11 protein-coding genes are annotated in these 15,838 nt (G+C 65.1%); 9 read left to right on the plus strand and 2 right to left on the minus strand.

The window, feature by feature from the left end; genetic code table 11:
• Positions 1-384 precede the first annotated feature (384 nt).
• From NO366_RS06195 to NO366_RS06230, 8 genes are all read left to right on the plus strand, one after another.
• The gene (locus tag NO366_RS06195; RefSeq protein WP_256533452.1) at positions 385-2,415 is read left to right on the plus strand and encodes a hydantoinase/oxoprolinase family protein; all 2,031 of its coding nucleotides are present in this window, start codon (positions 385-387) and stop codon (positions 2,413-2,415) included.
• Complete coding sequence (locus NO366_RS06200; RefSeq protein ID WP_256533453.1) at positions 2,412-4,139, plus strand: hydantoinase B/oxoprolinase family protein; 1,728 nt, start codon at positions 2,412-2,414, stop codon at positions 4,137-4,139. The genes NO366_RS06195 and NO366_RS06200 overlap by 4 nt, the downstream gene beginning before the upstream one ends.
• Positions 4,140-4,430: 291 nt before the next feature.
• Positions 4,431-5,423, plus strand: a complete 993-nt coding sequence (locus NO366_RS06205) for a proline racemase family protein (protein WP_256533454.1) — start codon at positions 4,431-4,433, stop codon at positions 5,421-5,423.
• A 105-nt stretch (positions 5,424-5,528) separates the two neighbouring features.
• Complete coding sequence (locus NO366_RS06210; RefSeq protein WP_382274458.1) at positions 5,529-7,181, plus strand: ABC transporter substrate-binding protein; 1,653 nt, start codon at positions 5,529-5,531, stop codon at positions 7,179-7,181.
• Between the two features lie 105 nt (positions 7,182-7,286).
• Positions 7,287-8,312, plus strand: a complete 1,026-nt coding sequence (locus tag NO366_RS06215) for an ABC transporter permease (protein WP_256533456.1) — start codon at positions 7,287-7,289, stop codon at positions 8,310-8,312.
• Positions 8,309-9,223, plus strand: a complete 915-nt coding sequence (locus NO366_RS06220) for an ABC transporter permease (protein WP_256533457.1) — start codon at positions 8,309-8,311, stop codon at positions 9,221-9,223. Before NO366_RS06215 ends, NO366_RS06220 begins: the two co-directional genes overlap by 4 nt.
• A 1-nt stretch (position 9,224) precedes the next feature.
• On the plus strand, positions 9,225-10,370 hold the full coding sequence (locus tag NO366_RS06225; RefSeq protein WP_256533458.1) for an ABC transporter ATP-binding protein: 1,146 nt from the start codon (positions 9,225-9,227) through the stop codon (positions 10,368-10,370).
• On the plus strand, positions 10,367-11,458 hold the full coding sequence (locus NO366_RS06230; RefSeq protein WP_256533459.1) for an ABC transporter ATP-binding protein: 1,092 nt from the start codon (positions 10,367-10,369) through the stop codon (positions 11,456-11,458). Before NO366_RS06225 ends, NO366_RS06230 begins: the two co-directional genes overlap by 4 nt.
• A 404-nt stretch (positions 11,459-11,862) precedes the next feature.
• Here NO366_RS06230 and NO366_RS06235 read toward each other — a convergent pair whose 3' ends face one another.
• Together NO366_RS06235 and NO366_RS06240 are read right to left on the minus strand one after the other, a co-directional pair.
• Complete coding sequence (locus NO366_RS06235) at positions 11,863-13,884, minus strand: hydantoinase/oxoprolinase family protein (protein WP_256533460.1); 2,022 nt, start codon at positions 13,882-13,884, stop codon at positions 11,863-11,865.
• Positions 13,885-13,957: 73 nt separating this feature from the next.
• Positions 13,958-14,305 carry a hypothetical protein gene (locus tag NO366_RS06240; RefSeq protein ID WP_256533461.1) on the minus strand — a complete coding sequence of 116 codons (348 nt, stop codon included), beginning with the start codon at positions 14,303-14,305 and terminating at the stop codon, positions 13,958-13,960.
• Positions 14,306-14,545: 240 nt separating this feature from the next.
• Here NO366_RS06240 and NO366_RS06245 point away from each other — a divergent pair, with 240 nt between their 5' ends.
• A complete protein-coding gene (locus tag NO366_RS06245; RefSeq protein ID WP_256533462.1) occupies positions 14,546-15,544 on the plus strand; it encodes a dipeptidase in 999 nt (332 codons plus the stop codon).
• The last annotated feature ends 294 nt before the right edge of the window (positions 15,545-15,838 follow it).

Here is a 15,838-nt window from a genome sequence, read left to right on the forward strand (position 1 = left end):
GCAACGCGGCCGACGGGGTGTGCAACGCGGCCGACGGGGTGTGCAACGCGGCCGACGGGGTGTGCAACGCGGCCGACGGGGTGTGCAACGCTGACCGACGGGGTGTGAGTGTGCAAAGCGACCGACGGGGTGTGCGCGTACAAAGCGACCGACGGTTGGCCAGCCGACGAACGCGGTAGCGATCGGTGTGTAATCCACCGTTCGGACAGCCGGTGTGCGGCGTGGGTGCCCTGTCGAGAGCGACCGTGATCGCCGCGTGACTCGGCCGTCACCCGGTACTCCGGGGTACGGTATGTGTATTCATCACTCAATTTTCCCCAGACGTATCCGAACAGATACGTGTTAGCGTACTTTTATGAATGGGTGCTCTGTAGGCCTACCCGGATGCCAGATCAACTCGCAGTAGACATAGGTGGTACCTTCGTCGACGCCGTCAAGTTCGACCCCGACGAGGGCATCATCCTGGAGAAAACGCCGACGACACCGGACGAGCCGGAGGACGGAGTCCTGACGTCGATCGACAAGGTCGGGGCGGGTCTCGAGTCGGCCGAATCGTTCGTTCACGGGACGACGCTCGGGATCAACGCCTACCTCGAACGCGAGGGGGCGACGACCGGTATCATCACGAACGAGGGCCACGAGGACGTCTTCGAGATCGGTCGCATCAACGTCCCTCGCGAGCAGATGTACAATATCCAGTACCAGAAACCCGAGACCCTGGTTCCGCGGTTCCGTCGCGTCGGTGTGCCGGGGCGACTGAACGCGAAGGGAGAGGAACTCACGCCACTCGACGAAGAGGCCGTCGCGGACGCCTCGCGAACGCTCGTCGACGAGCACGACGTCGAGTCGATCGCCGTCGCGTTCTTACACTCCTACGAGAACCCGGCCCACGAGAAGCGCGCCGCGGAGATCATCCGCGAGACGGTTCCCGAGGTCTCGATATCCGTCTCGAGCGACATCTCGGGTGAACTCCGGGAGTACGAGCGGACGGCGACGACGGTGATGGACGCCTACATCAAGCCCATCTTCGACTCGTACGTCGACCGACTCAGCGACGGACTCGCCGCGGACGGATTCGACGGCGAGTTCTTCATCGCACGGTCCGGTGGCGGTGCGTTCTCGGCGGAGAACGCGAAGACCGCGCCGATCAACACGATCCTCTCCGGACCGGCCGGCGGACTCATCGGCGCCTCCTACGTCAGTAACGTGACCTCCTACGACGACCTCATCGCCGTCGACATGGGCGGGACGAGCCTCGACACGTGCGTCGTCCAGGACGGCGTCCCGTCGGTGTCCTACGAGTCGTCGATCAACGAGATGCCCGTGCAGATTCCGGTGTACGACATCGCCACCATCGGTTCCGGTGGCGGGTCGATCGCCTGGAACGACAACGGCCTCCTGCGAGTGGGTCCGAAGTCGGCGGGCGCGGACCCGGGCCCGATCTGTTACGGAGAAGGCGGGACCGAGCCGACCGTCACCGACGCCGCGGTGGCACTCGGGTATCTCTCTCCCGAACTGTTCCTCGGCGGCGAGATGGAACTCGCCGTCGACGAGGCGAAAGCGGGCATCGAGGAGACGCTCGGAGCGCCCCTCGGGATGTCCGTCGAGGAAGCCAGTACCGGCATCTTCGAGGTGATGTTCTCCAACACGATCGGGGCCATCCGATCTTCCACCGTCGAGAAGGGCCTCGATCCGCGTGACTTCTCGCTCTTCGCGTACGGGGGCGCCGGTCCGATGGTCATCCCGTCGGTCGCCCGCGAGATGAACGCGGAGCGAACGATCGTCCCGCAGGCCCCGTCGGTGTTCTCCGCCTGGGGAATGCTGATGACCGACGTCGTGTACAACTTCTCTCAAACGTACATGTCCGCCCTCGCGGACGCCTCCTACGACGACGTCCAGGGGGAGTTCGAAGCGCTGGAGGCGGAGGGAGCGGACCGACTGCACTCCGAGGGATTCGACGACGCACAGTCGTCGTTCGAACGGACGGCGGAGATGCGATACCTCGGGCAGGAACACTCGGTGGAGGTCGACGCGGACGACATTGCGGACCTCGACGCGCTCGCCGACCGGTTCCAGGCAGAGCACGAGTCCCGGTACGGCCACCGCATGGAGGACCCGCCGGAGCTCGTCCACCTGCGGGTTAGAGCGGCCGGCGAGACGGAGAAACCGGCGATCGAAGGGGAGTCGAGCGGCGACGAGTCCGCCCACGTCGGAACGCAGGAGGCGTACTGTTTCGCCCGCGAGGAGCGCTGCGAGTTCGACCTCGTCGACAGACACGCGCTCTCGACGGGGGACACCGTCCAGGGGCCGGCGATCATCAAGGAGCCGACCTCGACGGTCGTCTTCCACTCCGACCAGCGGGCCGAGATCGACGCGTTCGGACAGATCATCATCACGCAAGAGGACGAACAATGACCGACTCGAACACCACGGCGACGGATATCGATCCGGCGACGATCGAGGTCGTCAGGAATTACTTCAGTTCCGCCGGGGAGGAGATGCACAACACCCTGGTCCGCACCGCGTACAACACGATCATCTACGAGATCCTGGACTTCGGGATCACCCTGTACGACAAGGACCTGACGTTGATCGCGGACTCGCCGGGGCTGTCGATGTTCCTCGGTTCGAACGACTTCGGGATCGAGAAGGGCGTCGAGCGGATCGGCGAGGAGAACCTAGAACCCGGCGACATCGTCTTCCTCAACTACCCGTACTGGAGCTCGGGCCACGTCTTCGACGTGTTGCTCTTCGCGCCGTACTTCCGGGACGGAGAGATCATCGGGTACGGCGCGATCCGCGCCCACTGGCTCGACCTCGGCGCGAAGGACGACGCCTACATTCTGGACTCGACGGACGTCCATCAGGAAGGGCTGTTGATGCCGGGCGTGAAGATCTACAAGGGTGGCGAACCCGACGAGGAACTCCACGACATCCTGCGGTACAACTCGCGGCTCCCGAACAAGGTCATCGGCGACCTGAACGCGCAGGTCGCCGCGCTCCGCGTCGGCGAACGGCGGATGGTCGAAGTCCACGAGAAGTACGGGACCGACACCGTCGAGGCGTGTATCGACCGGATCTTAGATCACGGCGAAGCGACCGTTCGCGAGAAACTCCGGGAACTGCCGGACGGAACGTGGTACGCGGAGGATTACGTCGACGACGACGGCATCACCGACGAACTCGTGAAGATCGGCCTGGAGGTGACGATCGACGGGGACGAGTTCACCGTCGACTTCACCCCGTCTGCGGACGCGGCCGAGGGTCCGATCAACGTCCCGCTGGGCGTGACCCAGACCGTCGCGAAACTGGTGTTGAAGATCCTGACGACGCCGGAGGAGCCGCCGAACGGCGGCCACTACCGGCCGTCGAACGTCGTCGCACCGGAGGGCAACCTCTTCCACGCGACGTATCCCGCCCCGACGTTCACTCTGTGGCCGGCCATCCACAGCATCGACGTCGTCTTCAAAGCGCTGTCACAGGCCATCCCGGAACAGGTCGCGGCCAGTTCGGGCGCCGACCTCATCTCGCTCATGATCTACGGGGAGCACCCGGAGACCGGCCAGCGGTTCGTCGAGGCCACCGACGAGGGCGTCGGGTGGGGCGCGTTCACCGGACACGACGGCGAACACGCGCTCATGCACATCAGCGAATCGCGCGTGAAGAACATCCCGACCGAGGTCTTCGAACACAAGGTTCCGATGCTCGTAGAGAGCTACGGATTGCGCCAGGACTCGGGCGGTGTCGGCGAGTACCGCGGCGGTATCGGCGCCGAACGCGAGTACCGGTTTACGGCTCCGGTCGGCGCGCTGACGGTCTGTAAGAACGCCAAGACCGAACGCTGGGGCGTCGGCGAGGGCGAAGCCGGTGCGAAACACGACATGGTCTGGTTCCCTGACTCGGAGAAGGAACTCCACGCCGGGACGCACCGCGACGAATTCGAAGCGGACGAGAAGATCCACATCAAAGCCGGGGGCGGTGGCGGGTACGGTGATCCGTACGACCGCGACCCCGAGGCGGTCCGAATGGACGTAAAGAACGGGTACGTCTCGCGAGAGGCCGCCCGCGAGGAGTACGGCGTCGCGGTCACTGAAGACGGCGAACTCGACGTCGACGAAACCGAGTCGCTCCGGTCGTAACCGACTCGATAACCGGTCCGTCTCCGAACCGGTGACCGACTCCCGTTCGGATCCGTCTCGCGGATCGGCGTCGTTTCCACAGATTGGTTGCTGCCTCGTGCCCGTCGCACACCCATCGGAGCCGTCCCACGACGGCTGTGGTGTACTGCCCGTGATCGCGTTCGGGCGGCGATGGGAGCGGGGACGGCGAACGAGACCGGCCGTTCCGTGACGATCTCGGATCTCTCGCCGTTATAACAGTGCCGAAAATTGACAGTAAGTTTATATTTCTACGGGTGCGTGTCTTCGACCATGGAGACGAGCCACGCGTTCAGCACCGTCGAAACGCACACGGCCGGGGAACCGACCCGGATAATCACCGACGGGATCACCTTCTCGTCGGGAGACAAGACGACGGCCGACTACCGTCGGGAGTTCGAAGCGGAGTTCGACTGGATCCGCCGGTTGCTCGTCAAGGAACCGCGTGGCCACGACGATATGTTCGGCGCGGTGCCCGTCCCGACGGCGACCCCCGAGGCCGATATCGGTCTGTTCTTCCTCACGAACGACGGCTACCTGGATATGTGCGGCCACGGGACGATCGGCGCCGTCACTGCTTTCGTCGAACTGGGCCGGTTGCCGGTCCAGGAGACGATCACCGTCGAGACGCCGGCCGGGCTCATCGAGACGCGCCCGCAGGTGGACGACGGATCCGTCACGAGCGTCGCGTTCCAGAACGTCGACGCGTTCGTTCACGACTCGTTCGAGGTGACGCTCAGCACGGGGTCGACCGTCGACGTCGACGTCGTCTACGGCGGCAACTACCTGGCGCTCGTCGACGCGTCGGCGCTCGAGTGTTCCCTCTCCCGATCGAACACCCAGCGGTTGATCGAACTCGGCAGTGAGATCCGCGACCTGGTCAACGAGCGCACGAGAATCCGCCACCCGACGACGGACGAGCCGGCGACGGTCGACCTCACGGAGTTCTACGCCCACGAGGACGGAGTGGACCGAAACGTCACCGTGTTCGCGAACGGCTCCATCGACAGGTCCCCCTGTGGGACTGGGACGTCAGCGAAGATGGCGCTGCTGTACGAGCGCGGAGACCTGGCCGTCGGCGAACCGTACCGGCACCGAAGCATCATCGACACCGAATTCGAGGGATCTATCGCGACGGCGCGCACCGTCGACGACCGGGACGTCGTCGCGCCGGAGATTCGCGGGTCGGCGTACATCATCGCTCGGAACCAGTTCTACCTCAACCCCGACGACCCGATCGTAGGATTCAGTCTCGCCGACGCCTAATACAGCGACCGGTCGTGCATACCGTCACCGAAATCGTGTCCCTATATATGTATCTTTGCGAAGGTTTAAGTGAGTTCGACCGACTCCCTGTGATAGAGTATCCAGATGGGTGTGTCCAAATCACAGAGTGAATCCCGCAGAGAGTTCCTCACGTACGCCGGTGTTGGCGGTGGAACGCTCCTGCTCGCTGGGTGTACCGGTAACCAGACGAACGGCGACGACAACGGCGGTGGCGGCGACTCGCAGACGTTTACGTACACGACGACGATCACACCGAGCACGATCGACCCCCACAGGGTGTCGGACGAACTCGAGTCGATCTTCGCCCACAACGTCTACGATCCGCTGCTGTACTACACGCCGGATACCCCGCCGGAGACGAAGCCGTGGCTGGCCGAAGACTGGGAGGTCAGCGACGACAACCAGACGTACACGTTCTACCTCCGCGACGACGCGACGTTCCACAACGGTGACGACGTGACCGCTGAGGACGTCGCCTTCTCCGTCGAACGCCTCATGACGATGAACCAGGGCTTCTCGTTCATGTTCTCGGGCGTGCTGGAACCCGACGCCGTCACGGCGGTCGACGACAAGACCGCCGAGATCACCCTCACGTCGCAGTACGCGCCGTTCATCTCGGCGCTCCCGTTCCTGTTCATCGCGAACGCGAACCAGATCCGGGACAACGCATCGGCCGACGGCGAGTACGGCGACATGGGCGACTACGGCACGGAGTGGCTCGAGAGCAATACCGCCGGGTCGGGGCCCTACGAGATGACCGGGCGGACCCGTCAGTCGTCGATCGACCACCGCATGCACGACGACTGGTGGGGCGAGTTCGCCGACGGCGACGCGTACGAGGAGTTCGTCATCGACATGACGCCCGAGGTGTCGACCGCGGCAGGGAAGATCCGTGAGGGCGAGGCGCAGCTCTCGGATCAGTACCTCCCGCTCGATACCTTCCGGGAACTCGATCAGCGCGACGACGTCCGCGTGAGCGTCGAGACGACGTTCACGCCGATGTACCTCTTCATGCACAACCAGAAGGCGCCGTTCGACGACATCAACGTCCGGAAGGCGATGGCTCACGCCTTCGACTACGAACAGTTGATCGACGGCATCATGAACGGGGACTCGGAGCAGATGCAGGGGCCGCTCCCGAGCGCCATGTGGGGCCACAACGACGATCTCGACGTGTACAGCAAGGATCTCGACCGCGCGAAGGAACTGCTCGATCAGTCCCAGTACAGCGGGAGCGATCTCGACTTCACCTACACGTACGTCACCGGCCTCTCCATCAGGGAGAACATGGGGCTCATGCTTCAGAGCGACCTGAACGAGATCGGCGTCGACGTAGAGATCACGGCCGAACCGTGGTCGCGCATCACCTCGATGCACCAGAACATCGACGAGTCGCCCCAGATGACGTCGACGGTGCTGAGCTTCAGCTACGCGGACCCGGACAACTTCCTCTACCCCGCGTGGCACAGTAGCTCCCACGGGAGCTGGCAGAGCGGCTCCTGGTACAGCAACGATCGCGTCGACGAACTGTTAGACGAGGCGCGCCAGACGGTCATGCAGGAAGACCGCGTTCCACTCTACGAGGAGGCCCAGCAACTCATCAACGAGGACATGCCTGCGGTCTTTACGATGAACCAGGCGACGCGGTACGCCGTCCGGGAGAGCGTGCAGGGATTCAGCGACAACGGACTGGTCGGCTACCTGCAGACGCCCCACCGGTTCACTCACGAGTCCTGACTCCATGCCACCCAGGAGTCGTCCCCGCTTCCGGACCACGGTCGCCTGCACCGACGACCGATCGTACGATCGAGTGTCGAATACGGTGTATAGAGGATATATACGATGAGCTACAGAGGATACCTGATCAGACGGGCACTCTCCATCATCCCGGTGTTCTTCGGAGTGACGATGCTGATCTTCGCGCTCGCCCGCGTCATCCCCGGCGCCCCCGCGCGCCAGGCGCTCGGACCGCGAGCGAGCGACGAAGCCGTCCAGCAGCTTCGGGACCAGCTGGGGTTGAACGAACCGATATGGCAACAGTACATCAACTACATGAGCGGCCTGTTGCGGGGGGATCTCGGTCAGTCGCTGACGACGAGTCAGAACGTCACGAGCGACCTGATCGAGTTCTTCCCCGCGACGTTCGAACTGACGACCACCGCGATGCTCCTGGCGATCCTCTTCGGCGTCCCGCTTGGCGTCTACGCCGGCCAGAACAAAGACCAGCTCGGGGACAACGCCAGCCGCGGGTTCGCGTTCATGGCCGTCTCGCTACCCCGGTTCTGGGCGGGGATTCTCCTCCAGTTGTTCTTTGCGTTCCAGCTCGGATTGCTCCCGTCGACCGGTCGGATCGGGAGCGGCTTTGCACTCCCCGAGACAGTGACGGGACTCTTGCTGGTCGACAGCCTCCTCGCGTTGAACTTCACGGCCTTCTTCAGCGCCGCACAGCACCTCGCGCTCCCGGCGATCACACTCGCACTCGCGCCGATGGCCGACATCGCGAGGCTCACGCGCTCAAGCTTCATCGAGGAGTTCAACACGGATTACGTCGAGGGCCTGCAGACCCACGGCGTGCCGGGTAAGCTCATCGCCTACAAGTACGTCCTCAAGAAGTCCTTCGCCTCGACGCTGACGATCATCGGGCTTGACTACGGGGCGTTGCTGGGATCGGCGTTCCTCGTCGAGATCGTCTTCTCCTGGCCAGGGATGGCCCGATACGGCGTCAACGCCATCCTCAACACCGACATCAACGCCATCGTCGGCGTCACGCTGGTGATCAGCCTCGGGTTCCTCCTCGCGAACTTCGTCGTCGACGTCCTGTACGGCTACTTCGACCCGCGGGTTCGGCTCAGAGGTGAGAGCGGATGAGCGACACCTCTTCGACTCGCGAGGAGTCGCTGCGCGAGTCGCTCGACCGACGCCTCGACCGGCTGGACCGCATCGTCTACCGGTTCCGCCAGAACCCCGCGTCCGTTCTGGGACTCGGCATCATCCTGTTTCTGGTGCTGGTCGCGCTCTTCGCGCCGGTCATCGCGCCGTACCCACAGGACGCCGGGTACGGGGGCGATCCCGCGGTCCACTTCGACCAGCAGTTAGAACCGCCGTCCGCAGAGCACGTCTTTGGCACCGACAACTCGGGCCGAGACATCTTCTCGCGGGTCGTCTTCGGGACCCGCCTGTCGCTCCGCATCGGCGCCGCGGTCCTCGGCTTCGCGATCGGCGTCGGCGTTCCGGTCGGTCTCATCGCGGGCTACATGGGCGGGCCGGTGAGCGTCGGACTCATGCGGCTGGCCGACGTGTTCCTCGCCGTTCCGCCGCTGGTGATCGCGCTGACGGTCAGCGTGGCCTTAGAACCCAGCCTCCAGAACGTGATGATCGCGCTGGCGGTGGTGTGGTGGCCGTGGTACGCCAGACTCGTCTACGGGGAGGTGATATCGGTCAAAGAGGAGGCGTTCGTGGAGGCGAGCCGCGGCATCGGCGCCAGTACGCCGCGGATCGTCCTCCGCGAGATCCTCCCGAACGTTCTCGCGCCGATCACGGTGAAGTTCAGCCTCGACATGGGCTACGCGATCATCATCGGTGCCGGGCTCGGCTTCCTCGGACTCGGGGCCCAGCCGCCCACGCCGGAGTGGGGGACAATGATCAGCCAGGGTCGCGCCTTCCTCCCCGGGAGCTGGTGGTACTCGACGTTCCCGGGACTGGCCATCTTCCTGGCCGTCCTCGGGTTTAACTTCCTCGGAGACGGACTGCGCGACATGTTCGACACGGAGGTGAACTGAGATGGCGGACCCTATCGTCGAGGTGGACGATCTGAAGATCCACTTCGACACCTACGAGGGACGCCACCGCGTCTTGGACGGCGTGAACCTCACCATCGAGGAAGGTGAGACCGTCGCGCTGGTCGGCGAGACCGGCTGCGGGAAGAGCGTCACCGGCAAGTCCATCATGGGGACGCTGAAGCGCCCGCCGGCGGAGGTCGTCTCCGGCGAGATCAGGTACCGGGGGACGGAGGTACTCGGCGACCCCGAGGCCCACGACCGGGTCAAACGGGAGGAGATGAGCATGATCTTCCAGGATCCGATGACCTACCTCAGCCCGGTCTTCACGATCGGGGACATCATGTCCGACATCTACCGCTACAGCGGCGAGTCGGGCCTCTCCTGGCCGGGGCTCCTAAAGGAGCTGCTCGGATTCGCCGGCGGCGACGAGGCGGAGATCCGCGAGCGAAACGTCGAACTACTCCGTCAGATGGAGATCTCGAACCCGGAGGGGGTTCTCGATAAGTACCCCGCCGAACTCTCGGGCGGGATGCGCCAGCGCATCCTCATCGCCATGGCGTTGATGAACGAACCGAAGTTCCTCATCGCCGACGAGCCGACGACGGCGCTCGACGTGACCGTTCAGGACCAGATCCTCGGTCTGATAACCGAACGGGTCGAGCAAGAGAACCTCTCGATGCTGTACATCACGCACAACCTGGGCGTCGCCAGGGAGATCGCAGACCGCATCTACGTGATGTACGGCGGCAACATCGTCGAGAGCGGCCCCGCCGACAGGGTGTTCGACGATCCGCGCCACCCCTACACCGTCGGCCTGCTCGAATCGATCCCCAAGCTGACCGGTCTGGAGGGCTCTGGCATCGACGGGAGCATCCCCGACTACACCGACCCGCCGACGGGCTGTCGCTTCAACCCGCGCTGTCCCGCCTACATGGCGGGCGAGTGCGACGCCGCCGATCCGGAGCCTGTCGCGGTCGGCGACGACCACGAGGCTGCGTGCTTCCTCTACGACGAGTCGATGACGCCGGAGGAGACGATCGCGGTCGCAGAGCGGGACATCACCTACGTCGCGGACGACGCGGCGTCGACCGACGACGCACAGACGAACGCGATCGCCGGCGAGGTGCCGGCGGAGGACCAGCAATGAGCGAGAACGTATCCGCAGACGCCACCCGCGAATCGACGGAGTCATCGCCACTCGTCCAGGTTCGCGACCTGACGAAGCACTACCCGATACACGGCGGCATCTTGAAGCGCCAGACCGGAGCGGTCCGGGCCGTCAACGGGGTCTCCTTCGACATCGAGGCGGGCGAGACGTTCGCGATCGTCGGGGAGAGTGGCTGCGGGAAGACGACGCTCGGAAAGACCGTCGCCCGCCTGCTCGAACCGACGAGCGGCGAGATCCGGTTCGACGGCACGGACATCGCTCCCCTCTCGAAGCGACAGCTGAAGTCCCACCGCAAGGACATCCAGGTCGTCTACCAGGACCCGTCGTCGTCGCTGAACCCGCGTCGGCGCATCGGGAAGATCATCGCCGAACCGCTCGTGGTCCACGACATCGGGACCAAGGCGGAGCGTCGGGAGCGCGTCGTCGAGGTGATGGAGCGCGTCGACCTGCCCGAAGACTTCAGGCACCGCTACCCGAACGCCCTCTCGGGCGGACAACAACAGCGCGTGGCCATCGCGCGAGCGCTCGTCGTCAATCCCAAGTTCGTCGTTCTCGACGAACCGACGAGCGCGCTCGACGTCAGCGTGCAGGCCAAGTTCATCTCACTGTTGGAGGAACTCCAGGTGGAACTGGACATCACCTACCTCGTCATCAGTCACAACCTGAGCCTGGTGAAGAACATCGCCGATCGGATCGGCGTCATGTACCTGGGTGAGTTCATGGAGGTGACCGACAGCGATCGCCTGTTCCGCGACCCACTGAACCCGTACACGGAACAGCTCCTCTCGGCGATCCCGGTCGTGGACTCGGCGGAATCCGAATACATTCCGAAGAAGATCGACATCGAGGGCGAACCGCCGGACCCCGCGGACCCGCCCGCGGGCTGTCCGTTCCACCCCCGATGTCACAGGCGTGTCGACGCCTGCGACGAGGTCCACCCGGATCTGGTCGAGGAGGACCCCGATCACACCGTTCGCTGCCTCCTCTACGAGGGCGACCACGACGAGGAGGTCCTCGAGTACACGACCGAAGAAGAACGGACACAACGCCGCACCGACGCCACGTAGGCGCGGTCCGTCGTCAGCGCGCCGCTGAACACCCTCGACGCTGGCGAAGCGGTACACCCCATCATCTCTGCACGCACCCCACACCTCTCGTCTCTCTACGGACACCCCACTGCTCTCTCTGCGGGCACCCCACACCGGACTCTCTACGGACACCCACTACTCCCTCTGCGGGCACCCCACACCGGACTCTCTACGGACACCCACTACTCCCTCTGCGGGCACCCCTCACCGGACTCTCTACGGACACCCCACTACACCGAACACTCTCACTGTGGTTTCCGCGCCAGTTCTTTCGGGCTGATCGACCCGTCTCCTGATCAGTCACACCGAGTGCGTGACAGAGAGCAGCGTCACCGGCGGAGAATCGAGCCCGTACCGCCTCAGATGGACGCGACCGGCACGGGTCACCGTCGCTCCAGGGAGAGTCCGCCGTACTCGCCCACCGTGAACGAGTAGTTCGCCGTGACGATCGTCGTCGACTCGGCCTCCTCGACGACGGCGGGGCCGTCGACGGTCGCGTCGGTCGGCAGCGAGAATCGATCGTAGACGTCGTACTCCCGGTGTTCCTCGCCCGTGTAGACGGTCCGGGTTCCCTTGTGCGCGTCCTCGACGGACGCCGCGCCGGTCTCGGGTCGCGATCCCAGGTCGGGGGTCGGGGTGACGGCTGCGAGTCGCCAGGTCACGCCTTCGAGCGCGTCGTCGACGTTGGTGTAGCCGTAGATACTCTCGTAGGAGTCGACGAACGCCGATCGGATCGACGTGACCGCGTCCTCGTCGATCCGTCCGTCCGGAACCGGGACGTTCTGTTCGTAGCGCTGTCCCTCGTATCGGACGTCGACGGAGCGCTCCTGACTGTAGTCGGTGCCTGCCGTCTCGGCCGCGCGCTCGTTCAAGGTCTCGTAGAGCTCGTCGATCTCGTCGGCGTTCGCGGGGTCGAGCGACATCGGGCGCGAGACCGAGAAATCGAAGCGTTCGTCGGCGCTCAACAGTCCGAACGCCGAGAGCACGCCCGGGTTCGGCGGGACGAACACGCCGTCGATCTCCAGCTTCTCGGCGATCTGCGTGGCGAACATCGGCCCGGCGCCGCCGTAGGTCGTCAGCGTGAACCCGCGCGGATCGTAGCCCTTCTCGATCGTCGTCAGCCTGATCGCCTGGGCCATGTTCGTCGTCGCGATGTCGACGATGCCGGCTGCGACGTCCAGTGGGTCGGCCTCGAGGTGGCGCTGTACCCGTTCGATCGCGGCCTCGGCGGCCCCGACGTCTAAGTCCATCTTGCCCCCGAGGAAGTACCCGGGATCGAAGTACCCGAGCACCGCCGCGGCGTCGGTGACGGTCGGTTCGGTCCCGCCGTAGCCGTAACAGGCCGGTCCGGGGTCCGCCCCGGCGCTCTTGGGTCCGACCTTGAGCACGTCGACCTGGTTGAGCCAGGCGATCGATCCGCCGCCGGCGCCGACCGCCCTGACGTCGATCTGTGGGAACAACAGCGGGAGGTCGTCGATCTCGCCCTCGGTGGTGGTTTCGATCTCGCCGTCGCGGACGATCGACGCGTCGGCGCTCGTCCCGCCGATGTCGAGCGTGATGATGTCGTCGATGCCGAACGCGGCGGCCGACCGTTTGGCGCCGATGACGCCGGCTGCCGGCCCGGAGTTGATGAGCTGTAAGCTCCGCTCGTCGAGCGTCTCTGACCGGATCACGCCCCCGTTCGCCTGCATCACGTGAAGTGGCTCGTCGATACCGAACGCCCTGAGTTGCTCCGTCAGATCCCTCACGTAGTCGGTGATGAGCGGTTCGACGTACGCGTTGATGATCGTCGAGAGCGTCCGCTCGTACTCTTTGATCTCGGGCATCACGTCCGACGAGACGGTCACCGAGAGGTCGCTACGCGAGGCGACGATCTCCTCGATCCGTCGCTCGTGAACAGGATTTCGGTAGGCGTTCAGCAGGCAGACGGCGACCGACTCGACGCCCTCGGAGACGAGGTCGTCCACTGCCGCCTCGACGGACGCCTCGTCGAGCGGCGTCTCGACGTCGCCGGTCGCCGAGATGCGCTCTGTAATCCCGTTTCGGTGGCGGCGCTCGACGAACGTGGGCGTCTTCTCGGCCGAGTAATTGTACAGTTCCGAGCGGCGTTCGCGACCGATCGCGACGATGTCGCGAAATCCTTCGGTCGTGATGAGGCCGGTCGACACGCCCTCCTGTTCGAGCAGCGCGTTCGTGGCCACCGTCGTTCCGTGCGAGACGTGTGAGATCTCCTCGGGCGAGACGCCCTCGGCGTCGGCCAGGTCTCGTATCCCGTCGACGACACCACCCGCGAGGTTCGACGGAACCGTGCGGACCTTGTCCGACGTGACCGCCCCGGTCTCGGCGTCGATGAGAACGAGATCGGTGAAGGTTCCGCCGATGTCGAATCCGATTCTGTGCGTCACATAGACACGATAGCGCGTCGCACAAAGTAGATTTCGATTCGCCCATCGAGCGCGGGACGATCCGTGCGGACCGTTACACGAGCAGGACGGCCCACCCCAGGACGACGAACCCCGTGAGGCCGACGAGTAGCTTCGCCATCGACAGCAGCTGTCGATTGGACGCCGGTTCGACGTCGACGAACCGACCCGACCGGCGAGAGAGGATCGACCGCGCGCCGTTCCCACGCCGGCCGCTCCGGTCGTTGAGCGAGAGGAGGATCCACCCGAAGCAGGTCACGATCGAGAGCCAGAAGACGACGGTACCGAACTCGACGCTGACTATCCTCGTCGCCAGAACGAGGACGACGAGACCCGCTGCAGGGAGGACGACCCCACTGAGGAGCACGTCTCGCGGTCGCAGTTGTCCGACGATCGGGTGCACGGGGTCGTCTTGGCGAACGACCGGCTAAGTCCTTTCGACGCGGCTGGCAACTCCCGGAACCGGGAGTGCGACCCGAGGCGTCCGGTACACGCGACCGCGACGCGGCAGGAACGTTCTCCGGTGTGCACGACCGCGACGCGGCGGGAACGTTCAAAGGGGTTCACCGCGAACTCGATGGCAGATGCACGGACGGACCTGGCGAGTGAGCGAGCCGTCGAATCGGGGAGGTGACGATCCATCGTGACCGTCCCGGTCACGTTCGACGCCCACTCCGACCTGCCGTTCCGGGTCGTCCGCGAACGCGAGGCCGGACGCCGAGCCGTCGTCGCGTCGGATTTCGCGCCCGGCATGCGCGCCGGTGGTATCGGGATGCGAGTCGCCTCGATCTACCTCGACGACCCCTACGTTCCCGAGCGGGCACTGCACCGCGCGCTGGTGGTCGCCTCGGAACTCCGAGCCGACGTCGCGGAGTCGGACGGCGTCGAACTGGCGACGACCGCCGACGCGGTCGCAGCTGGGGCAGAGACCGACGCGCGGACCCTCGTTCTCGGGATGGAGGGCGCCGAACCGCTGGGCGGTGACCCGCGAGTACTCGACGCGTTCTACCGCCTGGGCCTGCGCGTCCTGACGCTCACTCACAGCCGGCGGAACGCGCTCGGGGAGGGCGTCCCGCTGTCGGGTGACCGTCGCGGAACGCCGGGTGGACTCTCCGAAGCGGGCGTCGCGGTGGTCGAACGGGCGGACGAACTCGGCATCGTCGTCGACCTCTCGCACCTCAACGCGCCCGGGGTCGACGACGCGCTGGCCACCTCGGATCGGCCCGTCATCGCCTCGCACTCGAACTGCCGGGCACTGTGGGATCACCCGCGAAACCTCACCGACGACCAGATCCGTGCGATCGCCGCGACTGAGGGCGTCGTCTGTCTCACCGCGGTGGGGTCGTTTCTCGGCGACTCACCGGACGTCGAGACCGTCTGCGACCACGTCGAACACGCCGTCGACGTCGCCGGCGTCTCCCACGTCGGCCTCGGCTTCGACTTCTACGACTACCTGACCGAGTACCTCTCCGACCCCGACCGGGCGCACCTCGAAGCGATCCCGCCCGTCGACGGGCTCGCGGGCGACGAAGCGGTCGCCACCCTCGCCCGGGCGCTCGAACGACGCGGGTTCTCCGACCGGGAGATCGCCGGCATCTGTCGAACGAACCTGCAGCGAGTGTTCGAACGGGTCCTGGAGTGAGCGGGGCCGGGTGTGAGCGGGCTGTGAGTGACCAGGAGATCCGAGAAGGGGTACCGAGTGAACAACTACCGAGGACGGGGAGGTCGGGTGAGTGGGAGAACCGGATGAGTGGGAGATTCGGGTGGGCCGGGGAATCGGATGAGTAGGAGAACCGGATGAGTGGGAGATTCGGGTGAGCCGGGGAATCGGATGAGTAGGAGAACCGGATGAGTGGGAGAATCGGATAACCGGGAGATTCGGGTGAGCCGGAGAATCGGATGAGTGGGAGAACCGAGTTCGTGTCCGTTGCGTTCG

This window comes from Halovivax cerinus, assembly GCF_024498195.1.
GTDB lineage: Archaea > Halobacteriota > Halobacteria > Halobacteriales > Natrialbaceae > Halovivax > Halovivax cerinus.

What these genes read in the sequence shown, in the direction of transcription:
- NO366_RS06220 (WP_256533457.1), top strand. Translation starts at nt 8,309, where the DNA reads ATGAGCGACACCTCTTCGACTCGCGAGGAGTCGCTGCGCGAGTCGCTC.
- NO366_RS06225 (WP_256533458.1), top strand. Translation starts at nt 9,225, where the DNA reads ATGGCGGACCCTATCGTCGAGGTGGACGATCTGAAGATCCACTTCGAC.
- NO366_RS06205 (WP_256533454.1), top strand. Translation starts at nt 4,431, where the DNA reads ATGGAGACGAGCCACGCGTTCAGCACCGTCGAAACGCACACGGCCGGG.
- NO366_RS06200 (WP_256533453.1), top strand. Translation starts at nt 2,412, where the DNA reads ATGACCGACTCGAACACCACGGCGACGGATATCGATCCGGCGACGATC.
- NO366_RS06210 (WP_382274458.1), top strand. Translation starts at nt 5,529, where the DNA reads ATGGGTGTGTCCAAATCACAGAGTGAATCCCGCAGAGAGTTCCTCACG.
- NO366_RS06215 (WP_256533456.1), top strand. Translation starts at nt 7,287, where the DNA reads ATGAGCTACAGAGGATACCTGATCAGACGGGCACTCTCCATCATCCCG.
- NO366_RS06230 (WP_256533459.1), top strand. Translation starts at nt 10,367, where the DNA reads ATGAGCGAGAACGTATCCGCAGACGCCACCCGCGAATCGACGGAGTCA.
- NO366_RS06195 (WP_256533452.1), top strand. Translation starts at nt 385, where the DNA reads ATGCCAGATCAACTCGCAGTAGACATAGGTGGTACCTTCGTCGACGCC.